The sequence below is a fragment of the Methylobacterium sp. Leaf111 genome (genome assembly GCF_001423285.1).
Lineage (GTDB): Bacteria > Pseudomonadota > Alphaproteobacteria > Rhizobiales > Beijerinckiaceae > Methylobacterium.
The window spans coordinates 195,767-213,810 of record NZ_LMNE01000023.1 but is presented as its reverse complement, the minus strand read 5'-3'; the positions used below and the strand labels follow the sequence as shown (position 1 = coordinate 213,810).

17 protein-coding genes are annotated in these 18,044 nt (G+C 73.4%); 8 read left to right on the top strand and 9 right to left on the bottom strand.

Annotation, left to right across the window (positions count from 1 at the left end; translation table 11 throughout):
- Positions 1-131: 131 nt before the first annotated feature.
- Positions 132-3,665, top strand: a complete 3,534-nt coding sequence (locus tag ASF41_RS13965; RefSeq protein ID WP_244479657.1) for a DEAD/DEAH box helicase — start codon at positions 132-134, stop codon at positions 3,663-3,665.
- A gap of 125 nt (positions 3,666-3,790) precedes the next feature.
- On the top strand, positions 3,791-5,026 hold the full coding sequence (locus ASF41_RS13960; protein ID WP_056494068.1) for an oxalate decarboxylase family bicupin: 1,236 nt from the start codon (positions 3,791-3,793) through the stop codon (positions 5,024-5,026).
- Between the two features lie 6 nt (positions 5,027-5,032).
- Here the strand turns inward: ASF41_RS13960 and ASF41_RS13955 are convergent, their stop codons facing one another.
- The 7 genes from ASF41_RS13955 to ASF41_RS13925 form a co-directional block, all read right to left on the bottom strand.
- A complete protein-coding gene (locus ASF41_RS13955) occupies positions 5,033-6,004 on the bottom strand; it encodes a sulfonate ABC transporter substrate-binding protein (protein WP_056494063.1) in 972 nt (323 codons plus the stop codon).
- Between the two features lie 332 nt (positions 6,005-6,336).
- Positions 6,337-7,500, bottom strand: coding sequence for an FMNH2-dependent alkanesulfonate monooxygenase (gene ssuD, locus ASF41_RS13950; protein ID WP_056276019.1), 1,164 nt, complete (start codon positions 7,498-7,500; stop codon positions 6,337-6,339).
- A gap of 31 nt (positions 7,501-7,531) precedes the next feature.
- Positions 7,532-8,374 carry an ATP-binding cassette domain-containing protein gene (locus tag ASF41_RS13945; protein ID WP_056352127.1) on the bottom strand — a complete coding sequence of 281 codons (843 nt, stop codon included), beginning with the start codon at positions 8,372-8,374 and terminating at the stop codon, positions 7,532-7,534.
- 54 nt (positions 8,375-8,428) lie between these two features.
- Positions 8,429-9,211 carry an aliphatic sulfonate ABC transporter permease SsuC gene (ssuC, locus tag ASF41_RS13940; RefSeq protein WP_056211769.1) on the bottom strand — a complete coding sequence of 261 codons (783 nt, stop codon included), beginning with the start codon at positions 9,209-9,211 and terminating at the stop codon, positions 8,429-8,431.
- 7 nt (positions 9,212-9,218) lie between these two features.
- The gene (locus tag ASF41_RS13935; RefSeq protein ID WP_056494060.1) at positions 9,219-10,175 is read right to left on the bottom strand and encodes an aliphatic sulfonate ABC transporter substrate-binding protein; all 957 of its coding nucleotides are present in this window, start codon (positions 10,173-10,175) and stop codon (positions 9,219-9,221) included.
- Between the two features lie 13 nt (positions 10,176-10,188).
- Positions 10,189-10,779, bottom strand: a complete 591-nt coding sequence (msuE, locus tag ASF41_RS13930) for an FMN reductase (RefSeq protein ID WP_056211764.1) — start codon at positions 10,777-10,779, stop codon at positions 10,189-10,191.
- Between the two features lie 350 nt (positions 10,780-11,129).
- Entirely contained in the window at positions 11,130-12,230 is a 1,101-nt protein-coding gene (locus tag ASF41_RS13925) for an HD-GYP domain-containing protein (protein ID WP_244472689.1), read from the bottom strand.
- 383 nt (positions 12,231-12,613) lie between these two features.
- On the opposite strand from ASF41_RS13925, the gene ASF41_RS13920 reads away from it, so the two are divergent.
- From ASF41_RS13920 to ASF41_RS13895, 6 genes are all read left to right on the top strand, one after another.
- On the top strand, positions 12,614-12,958 hold the full coding sequence (locus ASF41_RS13920) for a DUF2293 domain-containing protein (RefSeq protein ID WP_056211762.1): 345 nt from the start codon (positions 12,614-12,616) through the stop codon (positions 12,956-12,958).
- Positions 12,959-13,091: 133 nt separating this feature from the next.
- Positions 13,092-13,301, top strand: coding sequence for a molybdopterin-binding protein (locus ASF41_RS13915; protein ID WP_055948660.1), 210 nt, complete (start codon positions 13,092-13,094; stop codon positions 13,299-13,301).
- 5 nt (positions 13,302-13,306) lie between these two features.
- On the top strand, positions 13,307-13,855 hold the full coding sequence (locus ASF41_RS13910; RefSeq protein WP_056276029.1) for a hypothetical protein: 549 nt from the start codon (positions 13,307-13,309) through the stop codon (positions 13,853-13,855).
- A 125-nt stretch (positions 13,856-13,980) separates the two neighbouring features.
- Complete coding sequence (gene mepA, locus ASF41_RS13905) at positions 13,981-14,907, top strand: penicillin-insensitive murein endopeptidase (protein ID WP_056276032.1); 927 nt, start codon at positions 13,981-13,983, stop codon at positions 14,905-14,907.
- A 56-nt stretch (positions 14,908-14,963) separates the two neighbouring features.
- Complete coding sequence (locus tag ASF41_RS13900) at positions 14,964-15,854, top strand: aldose 1-epimerase family protein (RefSeq protein ID WP_056494057.1); 891 nt, start codon at positions 14,964-14,966, stop codon at positions 15,852-15,854.
- Positions 15,851-16,549: a TenA family protein gene (locus ASF41_RS13895; RefSeq protein ID WP_407067286.1), complete on the top strand. Its 699-nt coding sequence runs from the start codon at positions 15,851-15,853 to the stop codon at positions 16,547-16,549. The genes ASF41_RS13900 and ASF41_RS13895 overlap by 4 nt, the downstream gene beginning before the upstream one ends.
- A 19-nt stretch (positions 16,550-16,568) precedes the next feature.
- On the opposite strand, the gene ASF41_RS13890 is transcribed toward ASF41_RS13895, so the two are convergent.
- The gene (locus ASF41_RS13890) at positions 16,569-16,898 is read right to left on the bottom strand and encodes a hypothetical protein (protein ID WP_056211753.1); all 330 of its coding nucleotides are present in this window, start codon (positions 16,896-16,898) and stop codon (positions 16,569-16,571) included.
- A gap of 393 nt (positions 16,899-17,291) precedes the next feature.
- Entirely contained in the window at positions 17,292-18,008 is a 717-nt protein-coding gene (locus ASF41_RS13885; RefSeq protein WP_056352113.1) for an HAD-IA family hydrolase, read from the bottom strand.
- Between the last annotated feature and the right edge of the window lie 36 nt (positions 18,009-18,044).

Sequence of the window (18,044 nt, the reverse complement as noted above, 5' to 3'; positions counted from 1 at the left end):
GGAGCCCGGACCCTCCGGCCGCGTTTCCCGAGTCCTCTTCTCGAGCCGGGCAGCGCACACCCCAGATGGCAAAACGCAGGACCGCGTCGTCTTCCGCTTCGACCGCGACGGCCGAGGGATCGGCCGAGGAAATGGCCGGGGGATCGGCCAAGGAAACGGGCAAGAAAACGGCCAAGAAAACGGTCGAGCGGCCGACCAAGACGTCGCCCCAGGGGCCGCGTGCCAAGGCGGCGCCGAAACCCGCCTCCCGCAAGGCCTCGGGGACACCGGCCGAGACGGTTTCCGACGCCGCATCCGGCAAGGGGGCCGGCAAGGAATCTGGGAAGGGGACCGGTGCGGGCCGTCCGGCCGCGGCGCCGGCGCAGGCCGCCCCGGCCGGCCCCGAGATCGTGGCGCCCCTGGTGCCCACCGGTGCCCTGGCGGTCGCCCTCCTGGACCTGACGCGGACCGGCAAGCCCCTGATCCACATGGCCCGCGAGAGCCACCGGCTCGACGTCATCGCCAAGATCCTGCGCGCCCTGTCGCCCGAGCGCAGCGTCGCGATCTACCCCGAATGGGACTGCCTGCCCTACGACAGGGCGTCGCCCTCGCGCGGGGTGATGGGCGCGCGCACCGGCGTGCTGCGCTGGCTCACCGACACCGCGGCCCTGCCCGACATCGTCCTCACCACCGCCCCCGCCCTGATCCAGCGCGTGCCCCCGGCCGAGACCTGGGCGCAGGCGCGCCTGGAGGTCCGGGTCGGCGACGCCCTCGATCCCTCCGCCGTCTCCGCCTTCCTGCAGCGGCTGGGCTACATCCTCGACGACCGGGTCGACGAGCCCGGCGAGGTCGCGGTCTGGGGCCGGACCGTGGACGTCTTTCCGGCCGCCGCCGACCGCCCCTGCCGCATCGAGTACGAGGAGGGCCGGGTCACCGCGATCCGCTCCTACGATCCGGTCTCGCAGCGCTCGCTGGCCGATGCCGACCTGCTCGTCATCGACCCCGCCACGGAGATCCTCCTGCCCGAGGGCTCGGAGAGCCGGCTCGCGCCCTTCACCGGCCAGGAACACGGCCTCGCCCGGTTTTACCCGTCCCTCGTCACGGTCCTCGATCAGGTGCCCGACGCGCGCCTCGTGGTCGAGGACGGGGCGGAGGAGCGGGCGCAGGCCTTCTTCGAGCAGATCGACGAGGGCCGCGAGGCCGCGGCCCGGTCCCGGCGCGGCGGGGCCGAGGATGGCGGCCTCTACCTCAGCCCCGCGGATTGGGCGGCCCAGCTCGCGGCGCGCCGGGTCGCCGAGGCGGAGGCGGAGGGCGCCGAGGACCTCACCATGCCGGCCTTCGTGCGCAAGGCCCGGCCGAACACGGCCCTGGCCGAGACCCTGCGCGAGCGCCTGAAGGCGGGCGACCGCATCCTCCTCACGGGACCGGCCGAGCCCCTGGCGCGCCTCGTCCGCATCGCCGAACGGGCGCTGGGCCGCAAGGCCCGGACGGTCCGGGCCTGGGCCGAGGCCGTCGCGGCCAAGCCCGGCGCGCTCCTCAGCCTGGAGGCCCCGATCGAGGCGGGCTTCCGGGTGCCCGGCGAGGGCCTGGCGGTGGTCGCCGCCGCCGACCTCTTCGGCGCCCGTGCCGCCACCGTGGCGGCCGGGGGCCCGAGCGCCATCCTGCCCATCGGCGAGGTCGAGCTGCGCATCGGCGACGTCGCCGTGGACCGCGACAACGGGCTCTGCGTGTTCGAGGGCCTGGAGGCGGTGAGCACCGGCGAGGGCGGGAGCGAGGACGCCCTGCGCCTGCGCTTTGCCGGCGACGGCATCCTGATGGTGCCGGTCTCGCAGGCCGACCGGATCTGGCGCTACGGCTCCGAGGTGGAGGCCGTGACCCTCGACAAGCTGGAGGGCGGAAGCTGGGGACGCCGCCGCCTCGAGGCGGAGGCCTGCATGGCCCGGGCCGCCCGGGTGATGCTGGCGGACGCCGAGAAGCGCCGGACGATCCGGGCGCCGGTCCTGGTGCCCCGGGAGCGCGAGATGGAGCGCTTCGCCGCCGGCTTCGGCTTCGCCCTGACCGCCGACCAGGCGGCGGCGGTGAGCGGCGTGATGGCGGACCTGGCCTCCGGCCGGCCGATGGACCGCCTCGTCTGCGGCGATGTCGGCTTCGGCAAGACCGAGGTCGCCCTGCGGGCCGCCGCCGCGGCGGTGTTCGCCGGCAAGCAGGTGGCGATCGTCGCCCCGACCACGGTGCTGGCGCGCCAGCACGTGCAGACCTTCACCCGGCGCTTCGCCCGCTTCGGCCTCGAGGTCGCCCACCTCTCCCGCCTCGTCTCGCCCGCGGAGGCCAAGCGGGTGAAGGCGGGGCTGGCCGACGGCACGATCCGCCTCGTGGTCGGCACGCACTGCCTCGCGGCCAAGGGCGTGGGCTTCGCCGATCTCGGCCTGATGGTCATCGACGAGGAGCAGCGCTTCGGCGCCAAGATCAAGCAGGGGCTGCGGGAGGCGGCGGGGGACGGCCACGTGCTCACGCTCACCGCGACCCCGATCCCCCGCACCCTGCAGAGCGCGCTGGTGGGACTCCAGAGCCTCAGCGTCATCGCCACGCCGCCCTCCGTACGCCAGCCCATCCGCACCGTGATCGGGCCCTTCGAGGACGAGGCGATGCGGGACGCCCTCACGCGCGAGCACCGGCGCGGCGGCCAGAGCTTCGTGGTCTGCCCGCGCATCGAGGACATCGCCCCCATGGCGGCGCGCCTCGCCAAGCTGGTGCCGGACCTGCAGACCCGGGTGGCCCACGGCGGGCTCAACGCCGCCGAGATGGACGACGTGATGGTGCGCTTCGCCGACGGCGAGGGCGACGTGCTGCTCGCCACCAGCATCATCGAGAGCGGGCTCGACGTGCCGCGCGCCAACACCATGCTGGTCTGGGATGCCGAGCGCTTCGGCCTGTCGCAGCTGCACCAGCTGCGCGGCCGGGTCGGGCGCGGCCAGCGCCGCGGCGTGGTCTACCTGCTGAGCCGCCCCGACCGGCCGCTGACGCCCGCCACGGAAAAGCGCCTGCGGACGCTGGAGGCCCTCGACCGCCTGGGCGCGGGCTTCGCCATCAGCGCCCGGGACCTCGACCTGCGCGGGGCGGGCGACCTCGTCGGCGAGAACCAGGCCGGCCACGTCAAGCTCATCGGGCTCGGGCTCTACCAGCACCTGCTGCACCTGGCCCTGCGCGCCGCCAAGGGCGAGCCCGCCGAGGACTGGAACCCGGAGATCCGGCTGGGCCTGTCGGGCGCCGTGCCGGCCGACTACGTGCCCGAGCCGGAGGTGCGGCTCAGCCTCTACACCCGCACCCTGCGCCTCGCGAACCCGGAGGAGGTGGAGGCCCTGCGCAGCGAGGTGGTCGACCGCTTCGGCCCGCCGCCCGCCGCCTTCGAGGACCTGATCGCCCTGGCCCGGCTCCGGGTCGGCTGCCTCGGGCTCGGCATCCACCGCCTCAGCGGCGGACCGCAGGGGCTGGCCGCCGACCTGCGGCCGAACGCGCCGCCCCTGCCGGTGCCCGCCCACGCCCATATCGTGCGCAAGGACAACCGGGTGCTCCTGCGCCAGGGCAGCGACGACCCGGCGACGCGCGGGCGCCTCGCCGCCGCCTTCCTGGAGCGCCTGGCGGCGCAGGGCGAGCGCCCGGCGCCCGCCCTCGCGGCGGCGGCCTGACGGGCCGCCGCACGAGGCCGTGAGGCACGGAACGGCCGGCGGCGGGGCCGATTGACGAGGGCGTGGGGGCGCCCAGCGGCGCTCCCGGACGCTAGACGCGACCCGATGCCCGAGACCCGCTGCCCATGACCGACCTGTCCCGCCGAAGCCTCCTGGCCGCCACCGCCGCCGGGGGCTCCCTCCTCACCGTGGCCGGCGCGCAGGCTCAGCCCGCGGCACCCGGGGCGCAGAGCCCGATCCGGGGCAAGGACGGCGCCTCGATCCTGGGGCCCCGTAACCCGGCCCGGGAGGCGCAGGACCCCTTCACCCTGCGCCCGCCCCGGACCGACCACGGCACGATGCCGAACCTGAAATGGTCCTTCGCCGACAGCCACATGCGCCTCGAGGAGGGGGGCTGGGCCCGGCAGACGACGATCCGCGAACTGCCGGTGTCGAAGGCGATGGCGGGGGTGAACATGCGGCTCGGCGCCGGGGTGGTGCGCGAGATGCACTGGCACAAGGAGGCCGAGTGGGCCTACATGCTGAAGGGCCGGGCCCGGATCACCGCGGTGGACGCGCAGGGGCGGACCTTCGCGGACGATGTCGGCGCGGGCGACCTCTGGTACTTCCCCTCGGGCATCCCGCATTCGATCCAGGGCCTGTCCGCCGACGGCGTCGACGGCTGCGAGTTCCTGCTGGTCTTCGACGATGGCGGGTTCTCGGAGGATTCCACCTTCCTCCTGACCGACTGGATGGCGCATACGCCGAGGGACATCCTGGCCAAGAATTTCGGCCTGCCGGAGAGCGCCTTCGCGGGCGTGCCGGAGAAGGAACTCTACATCTTCCCGGGGCCGATGCCCGGCCCCCTCGACGCGGACCGGATGGGCGGCGCCGGCCCGGTGCCGGAGCCCTTCAGCCACCGGATGCTGGCCCAGGCCCCCCTCAGCCTGCCGGGCGGCACCGTGCGCATCACCGATTCCTTGGTGTTCAAGGCCTCGAAGACCATCGCGGCCGCCCTGGTGGAGTTGGAGCCCGGAGCCATCCGCGAGCTGCACTGGCACCCGAACGGCGACGAGTGGCAGTTCTACATCGCGGGCCAGGGCCGCATGACGGTGTTCGGCTCGGAATCGAAGGCCCGCACCTTCGACTACCAGGCCGGCGACGTCGGCTACGTCCCCTTCGCCATGGGCCACTACATCGAGAACACCGGCCCGACGCCCCTGACCTTCCTGGAGATGTTCCGCAGCCCGACCTACGCGGACATCTCCCTGCGCCAGTGGCTCGCCCTCACCCCGCACGCCCTGGTGGCGGCGCACACCCACCTCAATCCGGCGGATCTCGACCGCCTGCCGGCGGTCAAGGCGCCGGTGCTGCCGGGCTGAGCCGCCTCAACTCCCGGGCTTCCTCACCGCCGCGGCGACGTCCACGGGCTTCGGCAGCAGGCCGAGGCGGTGGAAGGTGTCGGCGACCCGCTGCTGGTCGGCGGTGGTCTCGGCGTTCAGCGGCGTGACCCCGTAGGTGAGGCGGCGCAGGGCCACCGTGAGAATCGGCGCCGGGATGCCGACGGAGGGGGCGAGTTCGGCCGCCACCGCGTCGGTGTTGTCCTTGGCCCAGGCGCCGATGGCGGCGAGCGTCGCGTCGAGGGCCGGGCCGTGCGCGGCGGCGAAGGCGCGGGTCGAGAGGTAGAACTGGCGGTTCGGCACGAGGCCGGTGCCGTCGGCGAGGATGCGACCGCCGGTGCTGCGCTCGCCCGAGGCGAGGTAGGGGTCCCAGATCGCCCAGGCGTCCACGGCGCCCCGCGCGAAGGCGGCGGCCCCGTCGGCCGGCGCCAGGAAGGTCGGCGTCACCGCCTCGTAGGGCACCCCTGCCTGCTCCAGGGCCCGGACCAGGAAGTAATGGACGTTCGAGCCCTTGTTCAGGGCGATCTTCTTGCCGCGCAGGTCCGCGACCGTGCGGATCGGGCCGTCCTGGGCCACCAGGATCGCCTCGCCCTTGGGTGCTGCCGGCTCGTGGCCGACATAGAGCAGGTCCGGGTTGGCGGCCTGGGCGAAGATCGGGGGGGCTTCGCCGGCCGAGCCGAGATCGACGGCCCCGGCATTCAGCGCCTCCATCAGGGGCGGCCCCGAGGGGAACTCGGCCCAGGTGACGCGGTAGCCGAGCGGCTTCAGGCGCTGCTCCAGCAGGCCCTTGCCCTTGAGCAGCACCAGGGTGCCGTATTTCTGGTAGCCGATGCGGATCACCTTCTCGTCCGCGCGGGCGTGCAGGACGCCGAAGGTCAGCACGGCCAGGGCGGCGAGCAGGATCCCGGCGCGGCGGGTGCCGTCGGAGCGGAGCGCGAGCGCGTGGGTGGCGGCGGGCATGGGACTGTCCTCTGGGCTGGGGGTGGGGTGGAGCGCCGGCAAGGCTCTCTCCCCGCCTGCGGCGACCGGATTTCCACATGTCGGCACGACGCGGCCCTCCTCCCCCTCGTGGGGAGGAGTGGGAGGTGGGGGTGGCTCCGCCAGCCTCGGCCGGCTGAGGGTCACCCGCCCCCCACTCCTCACCTCTCCCACAAGGGGGAGAGGGACGCGCCGAGCTTGCAGAGGCGGATGCGTGAATACGGTAGCCGCCTGCGGGGCGAGGAGCGCGGACACCGCGTCGTGCCCGCGATGAGCGGCGGCGACGCCGAGGAGGCGCCTTCGACGTCAGCGCCTCAATGGGCCGCGATGCGCCGGCTCGGGACGATGTCGTTGGCGATGACCTCGCCGAACGGGCCGTTGTTGCGGGCGTTCGTAGGCGCGACGCCGGTGGTGGCGCGCAAGGGCAGCTTGGGGAAGACCAGCTCGGCGAAGCGGTAGGCCTCCTCCAGGTGCGGGTAGCCCGACAGGATGAAGCGGTCGATCCCGAGGTCGATGTACTCCTTCATCCGGTCGGCGACCTGATCGGCCGAGCCGACCAGGGCGGTGCCGGCGCCGCCGCGCACCAGGCCGACGCCGGCCCAGAGGTTCGGCGAGACCTCGAGCTTGGTGCGGTCGCCCCCGTGCAGGGCCATCATCCGGCTCTGGCCGACGGAATCCTGGCGCTTCAGGGTGGCCTGCGCCTTGGCGATGGTCGCGTCGTCGAGGCGCGAGATCAGGCTCTCGGCCGCGGCCCAGGCCTCGCCCTCGGTCTCGCGCACGATGACGTGCAGGCGGATGCCGTAGGAGAAGGTTTTTCCTTTCCGGTCGGCCGCTTCGCGGGCCTTGGCGATCTTCTCGGCGACGCCCGCCGGGGGCTCGCCCCAGGTGAGGTAGACCTCGCAATGCTCGGCCGCGACCTCGATGCCGGCCGGCGACGAGCCGCCGAAGTAGAGCGGCGGATAGGGCGTCTGCACCGGCGGGAAGATCACCCGGCCCTCCTCCACCCGGAGGTGCTTGCCTGCGTAGCTGACCGTCTCGCCGGCCATCAGCCCGCGCCAGATGTGCAGGAACTCGTCCGTCACGACGTAGCGCTCGTCATGGTCGAGGAAGACGCCGTCGCCGCGCAGCTCCACCGGGTCGCCGCCCGTGACGACGTTGATGAGCAGGCGCCCGTCCGAGATCCGGTCGAGGGTCGCGGCCATGCGGGCGGCCATGGACGGCTCCTGCAGGCCGGGGCGCACGGCCACGAGGAAGCGCAGGCGCTTCGTCAGGGGCGCCAGCGCCGAGGCCACCACCCAGGAATCCTCGCAGGAGCGCCCGGTGGGCAGGAGCACGCCGTAATAGCCGAGTTCGTCCGCCGCCTGGGCGATCTGGCGCAGATAGGCGAGCGAGACGTCGCGGGCGCCCTCCTGGGCGCCGAGGTAGCGGCCGTCGCCGTGGGTCGGGAGGAACCAGAGAACGTCGGTCTGACCGGTCATGGGAAATCTTTCTTGGACGGGGAGGCGGCGCTCAGGACGGCGCGCGCTCGGACAACAGGTGGTCGAGGATGCGGCCTTCCAGGGCCGCGAGGTCGGCATCGCCCCGCCGGCGCGGGCGCGGCACGTCCACGGCGACGTCGAGGGCGATGCGGCCGGCCTCCACCACGAGGATGCGGTCGGCCATCGCCACGGCCTCGGCGACGTCGTGGGTGACGAGGATCGCGGTGAAGCCCTGCGCCCGCCAGATCCGCTCGATCATCGCCTGCATGTCGATGCGGGTCAGGGCGTCGAGGGCGCCCAGGGGCTCGTCGAGGGCGAGCAGCCCCGGGCGGCTGACGAGGGCGCGGGCGAGCGCCACCCGCTGGCGCTGGCCGCCCGACAGGGTCGCGGGCCAGTTGCCGGCCTTCTCGGAGAGGCCGACCTCGGCCAGCGCCGCCTGCGCCCTGGCGCGGCGCTCGGCCTTGCGGCCGCCCTCGCCGAGGCCCACCGCCACGTTGTCCACGACCCGGGCCCAGGGCAGCAGGCGCGGCTCCTGGAACATGATGCGCTTCGGGGGCGTGCGCACGGCGCCCGACTCGAGGGCGATGCGGCCGGCGCTCGGCTGCTCCAGGCCGAGGATCAGGCGCAGCAGGGTGCTCTTGCCGCAGCCCGAGCGCCCGACCACGGCCACGAACTGCCCGGCCGGGATGTGCAGGTCGAGGCCCTCGATCACCGTGTGGCCGTCGAAGTCCTTCCGCAGGTCGCGCAGGGTGACGCCGATGCCCGTGGCGGAGGGCGGCGCGGCGCGGGCCGGCGCCTTCGGGGCGGCGACCCCGCGGGGTTTCGGATCGCGGATCGGGGAATCCTCGGGGACGCGGAGGGCGGTGGCGAGCATGGGACGGACCGTCGAAGGGGAGATGAGGATTTCGGGAGGGGAGCCGCCGCCGCGTCACGCGTTCCGGTAGGCCGGGTTCCAGGCCAGGAACCGGCGCTCCAGCAGGCGGGTGACCGCGTCGGCGGCCTTGCCGAGGCCGGCATAGATCACGATCGCCAGCACCACGACGTCCACCAGCATGAACTCGCGGGCCTGCATCGCCATGTAGCCGAGGCCCGAGGAGGCCGAGATCGTCTCGGCCACGATGAGCGTCAGCCACATGATGCCGAGCGCGTAGCGCAGACCCACGAAGATCGAGGGCAGCGCGCCGGGCAGGACCACGCGGGTGAAGAGCGTGGTGGGCGACATGCCGTAGACCCGGCCCATCTCCACGAGCTGCGGGTCCACCGAGCGGATGCCGTGCAGGGTGTTGGCGTAGACGGGGAAGAACACCCCGATCGCCACGAGGAAGAGCTTGGCCTCCTCGTCGATGCCGAACCACAGGATCACCAGGGGGATCAGCGACAGGTGCGGGATGTTGCGGATCATCTGCAGCGTCGTGTCGGTGAGGCGCTCGGACAGGCGCGACAGGCCGTTGGCGAGGCCGAGGGCGAAGCCGATGCCGCCGCCGATGAGGAAGCCGACGGCCGCCCGGGCGAAGCTGATCGAGAGGTTGGTCCAGAGCTCGCCGCTGCGCGCCGCCTCCCAGCCCGCCGCGACGACCCCCGAGGGGGCCGGCATGAACCGGGTGGAGACGAGGCCCGTCGAGGCGGCGACCTGCCAGCCGAGCAGGATCACGGCGGGCACGAGCCAGGGCGTCAGGCGCTCGAGGGTGCGGGTGGTGAGGGACGGGGTCATTCTGCGGTCAGCCCTTGCTCGCCGGGGGAGCCGGCGGCGTCCACACGGCATCGCGGACGCGGATGGGGTTGGCGATCAGGCCAAGGGCCTGGAAGCGGTCGGCTACGCGCTGCTGGCCGGCGATGACCGCCTCGGTGAGCGGCGCGATGACGTAGACGCTGCGGTCGACGGCGCGCTGCGTCGCGTCGAGGGGCACGCCGGTGCCCTTCGACAGCAGGGCGGCCACTTCCGGGCGATGCGCTTCGCACCAGGCGGCCACCTCGGCGAGAGCGCCGACCGCCGCCTGGACCACGGGGGCGTTGCCTTGCGTGAAGTCGCGGTTGCCCAGGAAGAAGTTGGTGGGCTTCTCGATCTCGGCGGCACTGGCCAGGATGCGGGTGCCGGGCTGGCGCTCGGCGATGGCGAAGTACGGGTCCCAGATCGCCCAGGCGTCGACGGCGCCGCGGGCGAAGGCCGCCGCCGCATCCGCCGGCGCCAGGGTCACGGGCTCGATGTCCGTGTAGGCCAGCCCCGCCTTCTCCAGGACGCGGACGACCAGGTAGTGGGCGCTCGATCCCTTGGCGAAGGCGACGCGCTTGCCCTTGAGGTCGGCGAGCGTCCCCAGGGGCGACCCCTGCGGCACCAGGATCGCCTCGCCGGAGCCGCCGGCATCCTGGGCTGCGACGTACAGGAGGGAATTGCCGGCCGCCTGGGCGAAGACCGGGGGCGGCGCGCCGGTCTGGCCGAAATCGATGGCGCCGACGCCGAGGGCCTCGAGGACGGGGGGACCGAAAGAGAACTCGGTCCAGCGCACGGACACGCCCAGCGGCTTCAGCGCCCGCTCGATGGCGCCCTGCTGCTTGGCGACGACGAGGATGCCGTTCTTCTGGTAGCCGATCCGGAAGGTGCCGGCCTCCCCGGCCCGGGACGGGGCGGGCAGGCCCGCCGCCAGGGCGCCGGCGAGGAGGGTGCGTCGGGAGAGCATCGGCGGGGCGCCTTCAGCCGGCGCTGGCGAAGGCGGCGACCGGGGCCTCCGGCGCGGCGATCCGGGCGGCCCGGGCCTGGAGCAGGTCCGCGAGCTGGCTCGCGGCGTCGGCGATGCGGGCCTTCACGCCGTCGTCGACGAGGACGCCGTCGCGAAAATCCGCGTCGGAGCCGTAGACCGCGCTCGGGATGGTGTGGGCGCTGAAGAACCCGAAGAGCGGGCGTAAGGAATGCTCGACCACGAGCGCGTGGCGCGGGCCGCCGCCGGTGGCCGAGAGGATCACGGGCTTGCCCACGAGGGCGGCCGGGTCGACGAAGTCGAACAGGTGCTTGAACAGGCCCGTATAGGCGCCCTTGTAGACCGGCGAGCCGACGATGAGCGCGTCGGCGCCCTCGATGGCCTCGACGATGCGGCGGGCCGGCAGCGGCAGCAGGTCCCGCGACCAGGCGGCCCCGAGGCCCGTGCCGGCATCCACCATGTCGAACAGGCGGATCTCGGCCCGCAGGTGCGTGCCCACCGCCTCGGCGAGGGACTCGGCCAGCGCCCGGGTCTTCGAGGGGCGCTGGAGATTGGCGGTGAAGCCGACGATGCGGGGCAGCGACATAGGGTGACTTTCGTGGACGCCAAAGATCTCCAGACGTGACGGCGCCATCGCTCAAGACGAGCGCTGGCCAACTCTGGACATTCGAGAGATCTGTGCTCTGTGAACCGGGCTCTGCCACGGGTTTTCCGTGACGTCGTTCTGACGAAAACGTGCCCGTTGCACGCACGAGAATCAATGAAACGTTCTTTTGAATGCGTGCCACGGCGGAGAGGATCTCTCCGGACTGCGCGCCCCCGGGAGATAATCCCGTTCGACAGGCATTATCGTGCCGAGAATTTCGTCATAGTGAGACGTTCACCGCCGGACGGCGTCGGGCCTCGTCCGCGCGGGACGGCGCCCGGGATCGCGTCTCAGACGACGGCGTCGTCGAGCACGCCCTGCAGCACGACCCGGCGGAACGCCGCCAGGAGGTCGGCATCGAGCTTGGGCACCATGCCCTGCATCAGGGCATGGGCCTCCCCGTGGGGCAGCGGATCGCGATAGGGGCGCCGCTCGGTCAGGGCCGAGTGGATGTCGCAGATGGTGACGAGGCGCACGAGATCGGGGATCGCCGCCCCCGCGAGGCCGTCGGGATAGCCGCTGCCGTCGAGCATCTCGTGGTGCGAGCGCACCACGGCGAGGGTCGCGGCGTCGAATCCGCCCTGGGCGGCGAGGAGGTCGGCGCCGACGGCCGGATGGGTGCGCATCACCGCCATCTCCTCCGCGGTGAGGCGGCCGGGCTTGTTCAGGATCGCCAGGGGGATCTTCGCCTTGCCGACATCGTGCAGGAGGGCGGCCTGGGCCAGGCGCTTCTGGTCGGCGCGGGCGAGTCGCAGGCCGGCCCCGAACGCGGCGGCGTAGCCGGCGACGCTGAGGGAGTGCTGGTAGAGCTGCTGGTCGTGGCTCTGGATGACGTCGAGCCAGGTGCGGATGCCGGAATCGGAGACGGCCGCCAGGATCAGCTCCGTGCCGGCATCGACCCCCTCCGCGCTCACGGGACGGCCGGCCTCGGCCGCCTCGAAGGCGCCCGCCACCAGGCCGACGGCGGCCCGCGCCCGCTCGGCGATGTCTCGGACCTTCCGGATGGGGGCGGCGACGGCGCTCCGGCGGGCGGCCTGCCAGGCGTCCACGAGGGCGAAGAGGGTGGCGAGGACCGCCGTGCGGGGTGCATCCGCCGGCAGGGTGCGGGTGGCGACGGCGGCTCGGCCGCGCGCGGCGGGGGGCCGGTTGGTGAGCTCCAGGCTCGCGATCCGGGCGCCGTGGAGCCGGACGATCCAGGCGGCGGCGAGGCGCGCGTCGCCGGTGATGTCGACCACGGCGACGAGGGGCAGCACCGCCGGCAGGGCCTCGCGGGGCTCGATGCAGCGGCAGGCGAGCACGTTCTCGACGGCGCGGCAGAGCAGGGCCGCCAGTTGCGGCCTGTCCGAAACGATGAGAACGGAATTGTCCTGGGTCACGAGCGGGTCCGTCAACCTGGTGCGCGGTCCGGCTTCCGAGCCCGACCCTCAACATTTGACACGAAATCATTATCGAACAATTCACGACAAAGCATCAGGCAGTCGTGGTGCTCCGTCTACGTGGTCTCCGCGAATGAGCGACGGGTGTCAGTGCCTGAGACATCCCGTTTCGGCACAGGTCAGGCGGCGCAGGCGCGCCGAGAGCTTGTCAACCTCTCGATGCGAGCGCCGCCGGCGGGGGTCCGTGCGGGTGGATGCGCCGGCGACGACGGGCGGCACGGGAGCCGGCGCACCACCCCCCCCCCCGCCGGGACGGCCGCACGGCGTGTGGGCCGGCAGCCATCGGCGGTCGTGGACTTTTGCGGCGCGGTCGCGCACCTCGTGCCCGCCCGACTCGGATGCGGGCGGCGGGCGGCGATGACGGAGAACGGGCGATGAACCGGCGTGAGGCGGTGGCGGCGGCCCTGGCGCAGGCGGCGCCGCGCCTGCCCGATTTCGAGACCGAGGCGGTGATCGACCGCGCCCTGGCGAGCCCGGGCCTGCGCAACGCGCGCCCGGACAACGCGGCCTGGCTCGCCCTCGTGGCCTATGCCCGCCACGTCTTCACCGAATACGACGACCTTCTCGCGGAGGGCTACGACCGCGACAGCGCCCGCCACTTCGTCCTCGACGACCTCAACGCCGCCCTCGCCGCCTGGGGCTCGCGCCGCCGGGTTTCGGAAGAGGAGGACGAAGCCCCGTGAGCCCGATCACGGTCGCGTGGGCTCCGGTGCTGGGTTGCATCCGGACGGGTTGCACCGCGCCGGCGCGAACGGCATCGTCCCGCCGCGCCGGCCCATCCGTCCGGGCCGGGCCAAGGGGAGGGAACCCATCGTCATGAAGATCAGCGCACGCAACGTCCTCAAGGGCAAGGTCGTCTCGGTCGAGAAGGGGGCCACCACGGCCCATGTGAAGATCGAGATCGCCGGCGGCCAGCTGGTCACCGCCTCGATCACCAACGAATCCGTCGACAGCCTGAAGCTGACCGTGGGCGGCGAGGCCTATGCCGTGGTGAAGTCGTCCGACGTCCTAGTGGCGGTGGATTGAGGACGATGCGCCGGCTCGCCGCGATCGCGCTCTCCGCCGCTCTCCTGGCGCCGTCCGCCGGCCGGGGGCAGGCGCAGCCCGCCGGCGAGACCGGCGCGTCGCCGCCCGCGGACCCGGCGGCCTGCACGCAGTTCGACTGGTCGCTCCTGCGCGAGCAGGCCTGGTTCTCGGCCGCGAGCCTGCCGCGGGTGGAATCCGGCGGCACCCTGCCGGCCGCGATGCCGGCCGCGATCCTCGCCCTGAAGCCGCAGGAGGCGGTCGCCCCGCCCGTCGCGCCCTCGCGGGCGCCGAAGCCCGGCTCCTATGGCGGCGTGCTGCACCTCGCGGCGCCCCTGGCCCCCGGCGCCTACCAGGTCACCCTGTCGGACCGGGCCTGGATCGACGTGAGCCAGGACGACCGGACCACGCGGCCCCCGACCGCCAGCACGATGCGCCCCGGCTGCCCGATGCTCGCCAAGAGCGTGCGGTTCCAGCTCGGCACCGCGCCGATCACCCTCCTGGTCAGCGGGGCGCCCGCCGACACGATCCGGATCGCCGTGGCGCCGGTGGAATAGGGCGGCACCGCGGACCCTCGACGGGGCGATCCCCGATGGACTAGCGTGGGCGTGAACCGCGAACCTTCGCCTCAGACGATCCTCGGCGCCCCGCCCGGCGGGGACGCGATCCCGGGAGCCCTCCGCTGACCCTTCGCCTCCGCCTCGCGACGTTCCTGCTCCTCGGCTCCTGTCTCGGCCTGCCCGCTGCGGCCCAGGACCGGGGTAGCGTCAACCCGAAGCCCCTGCCGCCGCTCGCCAACCCGGACGCGCCGGACACGCCGGCCAAAGCCCTGTTCGGCCGCGCCACCACCCCGGCCCCCGGCCCCGCCCAGGCCTACGGCTCCTATGCCAAGGGCTGCTTCTCGGGCGGCGAGGCGCTGGCCGTGGACGGGCCGACCTGGCAGGTGATGCGCCTGTCGCGCAACCGGATGTGGGGCACCCCGCCGCTGGTCGAGTTCCTGGAGCGCCTGGCCGCCAAGGCGCCCCGCATCGGCTGGAACGGCCTCCTCGTCGGCGACATGTCCCAGCCGCGCGGCGGGCCGATGCTGACCGGCCACGCCTCGCACCAGCTCGGCCTCGACGCCGACATCTGGCTGACCCCGATGCCGGACCACCGCATGAGCCGGGTCGAGCGCGAGGAGACCTCCGCCACCAACGTGGTCCGCCCCGACCGCCTCGACATCGACCCGCAGGTCTGGACCCCCGAGCACCTCAAGCTGATCCGGATGACGGCGCAGGAGCGCGAGGTGGCGCGCATCTTCGTCAACCCGGCGATCAAGAAGGCCCTGTGCCGCGAGGCCGGCGGCGACCGCGCCTGGCTCTCAAAGGTGCGGCCGATGTACGGGCACAACTACCACTACCACATCCGCCTCGCCTGTCCGGCGGGCCAGGACCAGTGCGGCGACCAGGCCCCGCCGCCCTCCGGCGACGGCTGCGGCGAGGAGCTGGCCTACTGGTTCAGCGACGCGATCATGAACCCGAAGCCCGCGACGAAGCCGCCGCGCCCGAAGCCGCCGATGACGATGGCGGCCCTTCCCGCCGCCTGCCGGGCGGTGCTGAAGGCGCGCTGAGGACCTCTCCCGCCGCCCCCCACCGCGGGGGCGGCCAGCCGGACGACAGGACACCGATGGGCGAACGGATCACGATCACGGCCGGCGACGGCACGCAGGCGGTCATCGACGCCGACGGGGCCGAGCCCGTCTCCTGGCAGGTGGGCGGCCGCGACTATCTCTGGAGCGGCGACCCCGCGCACTGGAACCGGCACGCGCCGTGGCTCTTTCCGGTGGTCGGCGCCTCCACCGACGGCACGATCCATGTGGGCGACGCGGCCTACCCGATGCCGCAGCACGGCTTCGCCCGCGACCTGCCCTTCACGGTGATCGAGCGGGCCGACGACAGCGTGAGCCTGCGCCTCACCGACAGCGTCGAGACGCGGGTGCACTACCCCTATGCCTTCCGCCTGGACATCACCGCCCGGGTCGGCCCCGGCCTGCTCGACCTCGAGATCTGGATCGAGAACACCGACACGGTGCCCCTGCCCTACGGGCTCGGCTTCCACCCGGCCTTCCCCTGGCCCTTCGCCGGCGGCGCCCGCGCGGCCGGGGGCGGCTACGCCGTCCGGTTCGAGCACCCGGAGCGCCCCTTCGCCCCCGAGGTCGGGGCGGGCGGCCTCCTCCTGCGCGACGAGCGGCCGATCCCCCTGGAGGGCGACACCCTGCCTCTCGATCCGGCGCTGTTCACCGAGGCCCTGGTCTTCCGGGATGCGGCGAGCAGCTGGATGCGCTTCACCGGCCCCGACGGCGCGGCGATCCGCCTGGCGGTGTCGGACTTCCCCCACCTCGCGGTCTGGACCAAGCCGACGGCCCCCTTCCTCTCGCTGGAATGCTGGACCGGCCATGCCGACTGGGACGGTTTCGCGGGCGACCTCACGGGCCGGGATTCGCAGCGCCTGCTGGCCCCGGGCGGACGGGCGCGCCACGGGGTCACCCTGTCGTTCGAGCAGGAGAGCCAGGCATGACGGAGACCGTCTTGGCCGCCACGTCCTCGGCGGAGGCTTTCTCGGCGGAGGCCTGGGCGCGCAACGCGGCGGCCTACGAGGCCATCCGCACCATGCCGTTCAACGCCGAGCTCGCCGCCGGCACCCTCGGGCAGGCGCGCTTCATCCACTACATCGTGCAGGACGCGCACTACCTCGTGGGCTTCGGCCGGGCCCTGGCGCTGGCCGCCGCCAAGGCGCCGAACCCCGACCGGATGGTGCAGTTCGCCCGGGCGGCCGAGACCGCCATCGTGGTGGAGCGCTCGCTCCACGGCGGCTTCTTCCGCGATTACGGCATCGACGCCGAGACCTTCGCGCAGACCCCGCTCTCGCCGCCCTGCGACCACTACGTCTCCTACCTCGTCGCCACCGCCTATGCGGAGCCCTACGAGGTGGTGCTCGGCGCGCTGCTGCCCTGCTTCTGGATCTATGCCGAAATCGGCCGGGACATCTTTTCCCGGGCGCGGGCCGACAATCCGTACCGCGCCTGGATCGACACCTATGCGGGCGAGGACTTCGCGCAGGCGGTCGCCGCCATGATCGCGGCCACCGACGAGGCGGCCCGGGGCGCCTCGCCGGAGGTCCGGGCCCGGATGCACCGCGCCTACACCCAGGCCACCCGCCTCGAATACCTGTTCTGGGACGGAGCCTATCGCGGAGCGGCCTGGCCGGTCTGAGGCGAGGGGCTTCGCCCCATCAAACGGCCTGGAGCCGGGGTCCCCGGGCCTGGGCAGCCGGACGGGTCCGGTCGCGGAACCGGTCCCGGGCGGCGCGGGCCGCCTGCTCGACGCTGCGGTAGACCGTGCCGTCGAGGGGGGCGAAGGCGCGGCTCGACGCGAAGAAGCGCACGCCGCCGGGCTCCGGAACGGCGATCCCGGCGGTGATCTCGCCGATCTCGATGACCCGCGGCGGGGCGGGCTCGGCATGGAGGCGGTTGCGGGCGCGCTCCGCCCGGTGATCCACGAGGCTGGGGGCCGCGTGCAGGCGATTCAGCGCCCGCTCGGCCTCGATCTGAAGATGCGGCATGACAAGGACTCCGGTGGCCGGCGCGGGGCCGGCGCGAGACGAACGGTGGGACGCGAGGGGATGGTCAGCGTCGACAACGGCCGTGTTGGGACCGGAGACGCGGGGCATCGCCCCGCGGGAAGCATGCGTTGCAGACAGTCACGGCAAGTCATCCTTTCCGAGAAGGACCACGAGGCGCGAGCGCATCGCGGTGCTTTAGCGTTTGATGACGCGGCGCAAGCTACACACTTCAAATCACCGCGGCGCGGCGACACCTCCAGGCATCGCCGAACGTCTTGAAGATGCTCATCCCGTTGCGTTTCGTCAACGGATCGATCTTCCGAATGCAGCACAGTCGTTAGCAGAACCGGCCCCGCTCGGCCTCCGGCGCGCGTGCTTCCTTCGCAGCCCCGATCAAGCGGCGGCGATGACGCCGGCGAGGTCCCGGTAGTCGCGGAAGATCCGGGCCGCACCGGCCCGGGTCAGGTCCGCGGCCGCCGGGTCGTGGGTCCAGTGCCCGCCGCCGCTGAAGCCGACGACGCGCATGCCGGCGGCGCGGGCCGCCGTGACGCCGGGCACGCTGTCCTCGATGACGAGGCAGGCCGCGGGGGCGACCCCCATCGCGGCGGCGGCGTGGAGGAACAGGTCGGGCGCCGGCTTGCCCCGCGCCACCAGGGTCGAGGAGAAGATCCGCCCCTCGAACAGGGGGAGCAGCCCCGTCAGCCCCAGGGAGTGACGCAGGCGCACGGGGTCGCTGCTGGAGGCGACGCAGGAGGGCAGCCCGAGGGCGGCGACCGCTGCGGCGACGCCCGCGACCGCCCGGAGCTCCGAGTCGAAGGCGCGCAGCGTGTCCGCCTTCACGGCGTCGACGAAGCCCTCGGGCTCCGCGATTCCGTAATCCTGGGCGATGTGGCCCATGATCGAGACCATCGAGGTGCCGGCGAAGCGCGCCCGCACGGTCTCGACGTCGATGGGCACACCGATGCGGTTGAGGCCGGCGGTGAGGCGCGCCAGGCTGATCGGCTCGCTGTCCACGAGCACCCCGTCGCAATCGAAGATCACCAGCGCGAGGGGTGGGGCCGTCGCGCCGGGCGCGGGCACCGGATGGAGGAGCGTGGAGGCGTCGCGCATGGGATTCGGTCGGGTCTCGGGTTGCGGATGGGCCCC

Bases quoted from the DNA above. Each gene is read 5' to 3' on its own strand.
- ASF41_RS13965 (WP_244479657.1), top strand. From the start codon at position 132: ATGGCCGGGGGATCGGCCAAGGAAACGGGCAAGAAAACGGCCAAGAAA.
- ASF41_RS13960 (WP_056494068.1), top strand. From the start codon at position 3,791: ATGACCGACCTGTCCCGCCGAAGCCTCCTGGCCGCCACCGCCGCCGGG.
- ASF41_RS13955 (WP_056494063.1), bottom strand. From the start codon at position 6,004: ATGCCCGCCGCCACCCACGCGCTCGCGCTCCGCTCCGACGGCACCCGC.
- ssuD (WP_056276019.1), bottom strand. From the start codon at position 7,500: ATGACCGGTCAGACCGACGTTCTCTGGTTCCTCCCGACCCACGGCGAC.
- ASF41_RS13945 (WP_056352127.1), bottom strand. From the start codon at position 8,374: ATGCTCGCCACCGCCCTCCGCGTCCCCGAGGATTCCCCGATCCGCGAT.
- ssuC (WP_056211769.1), bottom strand. From the start codon at position 9,211: ATGACCCCGTCCCTCACCACCCGCACCCTCGAGCGCCTGACGCCCTGG.
- ASF41_RS13935 (WP_056494060.1), bottom strand. From the start codon at position 10,175: ATGCTCTCCCGACGCACCCTCCTCGCCGGCGCCCTGGCGGCGGGCCTG.
- msuE (WP_056211764.1), bottom strand. From the start codon at position 10,779: ATGTCGCTGCCCCGCATCGTCGGCTTCACCGCCAATCTCCAGCGCCCC.
- ASF41_RS13920 (WP_056211762.1), top strand. From the start codon at position 12,614: ATGCGGGCGGCGGGCGGCGATGACGGAGAACGGGCGATGAACCGGCGT.
- ASF41_RS13915 (WP_055948660.1), top strand. From the start codon at position 13,092: ATGAAGATCAGCGCACGCAACGTCCTCAAGGGCAAGGTCGTCTCGGTC.
- ASF41_RS13910 (WP_056276029.1), top strand. From the start codon at position 13,307: ATGCGCCGGCTCGCCGCGATCGCGCTCTCCGCCGCTCTCCTGGCGCCG.
- ASF41_RS13900 (WP_056494057.1), top strand. From the start codon at position 14,964: ATGGGCGAACGGATCACGATCACGGCCGGCGACGGCACGCAGGCGGTC.
- ASF41_RS13895 (WP_407067286.1), top strand. From the start codon at position 15,851: ATGACGGAGACCGTCTTGGCCGCCACGTCCTCGGCGGAGGCTTTCTCG.
- ASF41_RS13890 (WP_056211753.1), bottom strand. From the start codon at position 16,898: ATGCCGCATCTTCAGATCGAGGCCGAGCGGGCGCTGAATCGCCTGCAC.
- ASF41_RS13885 (WP_056352113.1), bottom strand. From the start codon at position 18,008: ATGCGCGACGCCTCCACGCTCCTCCATCCGGTGCCCGCGCCCGGCGCG.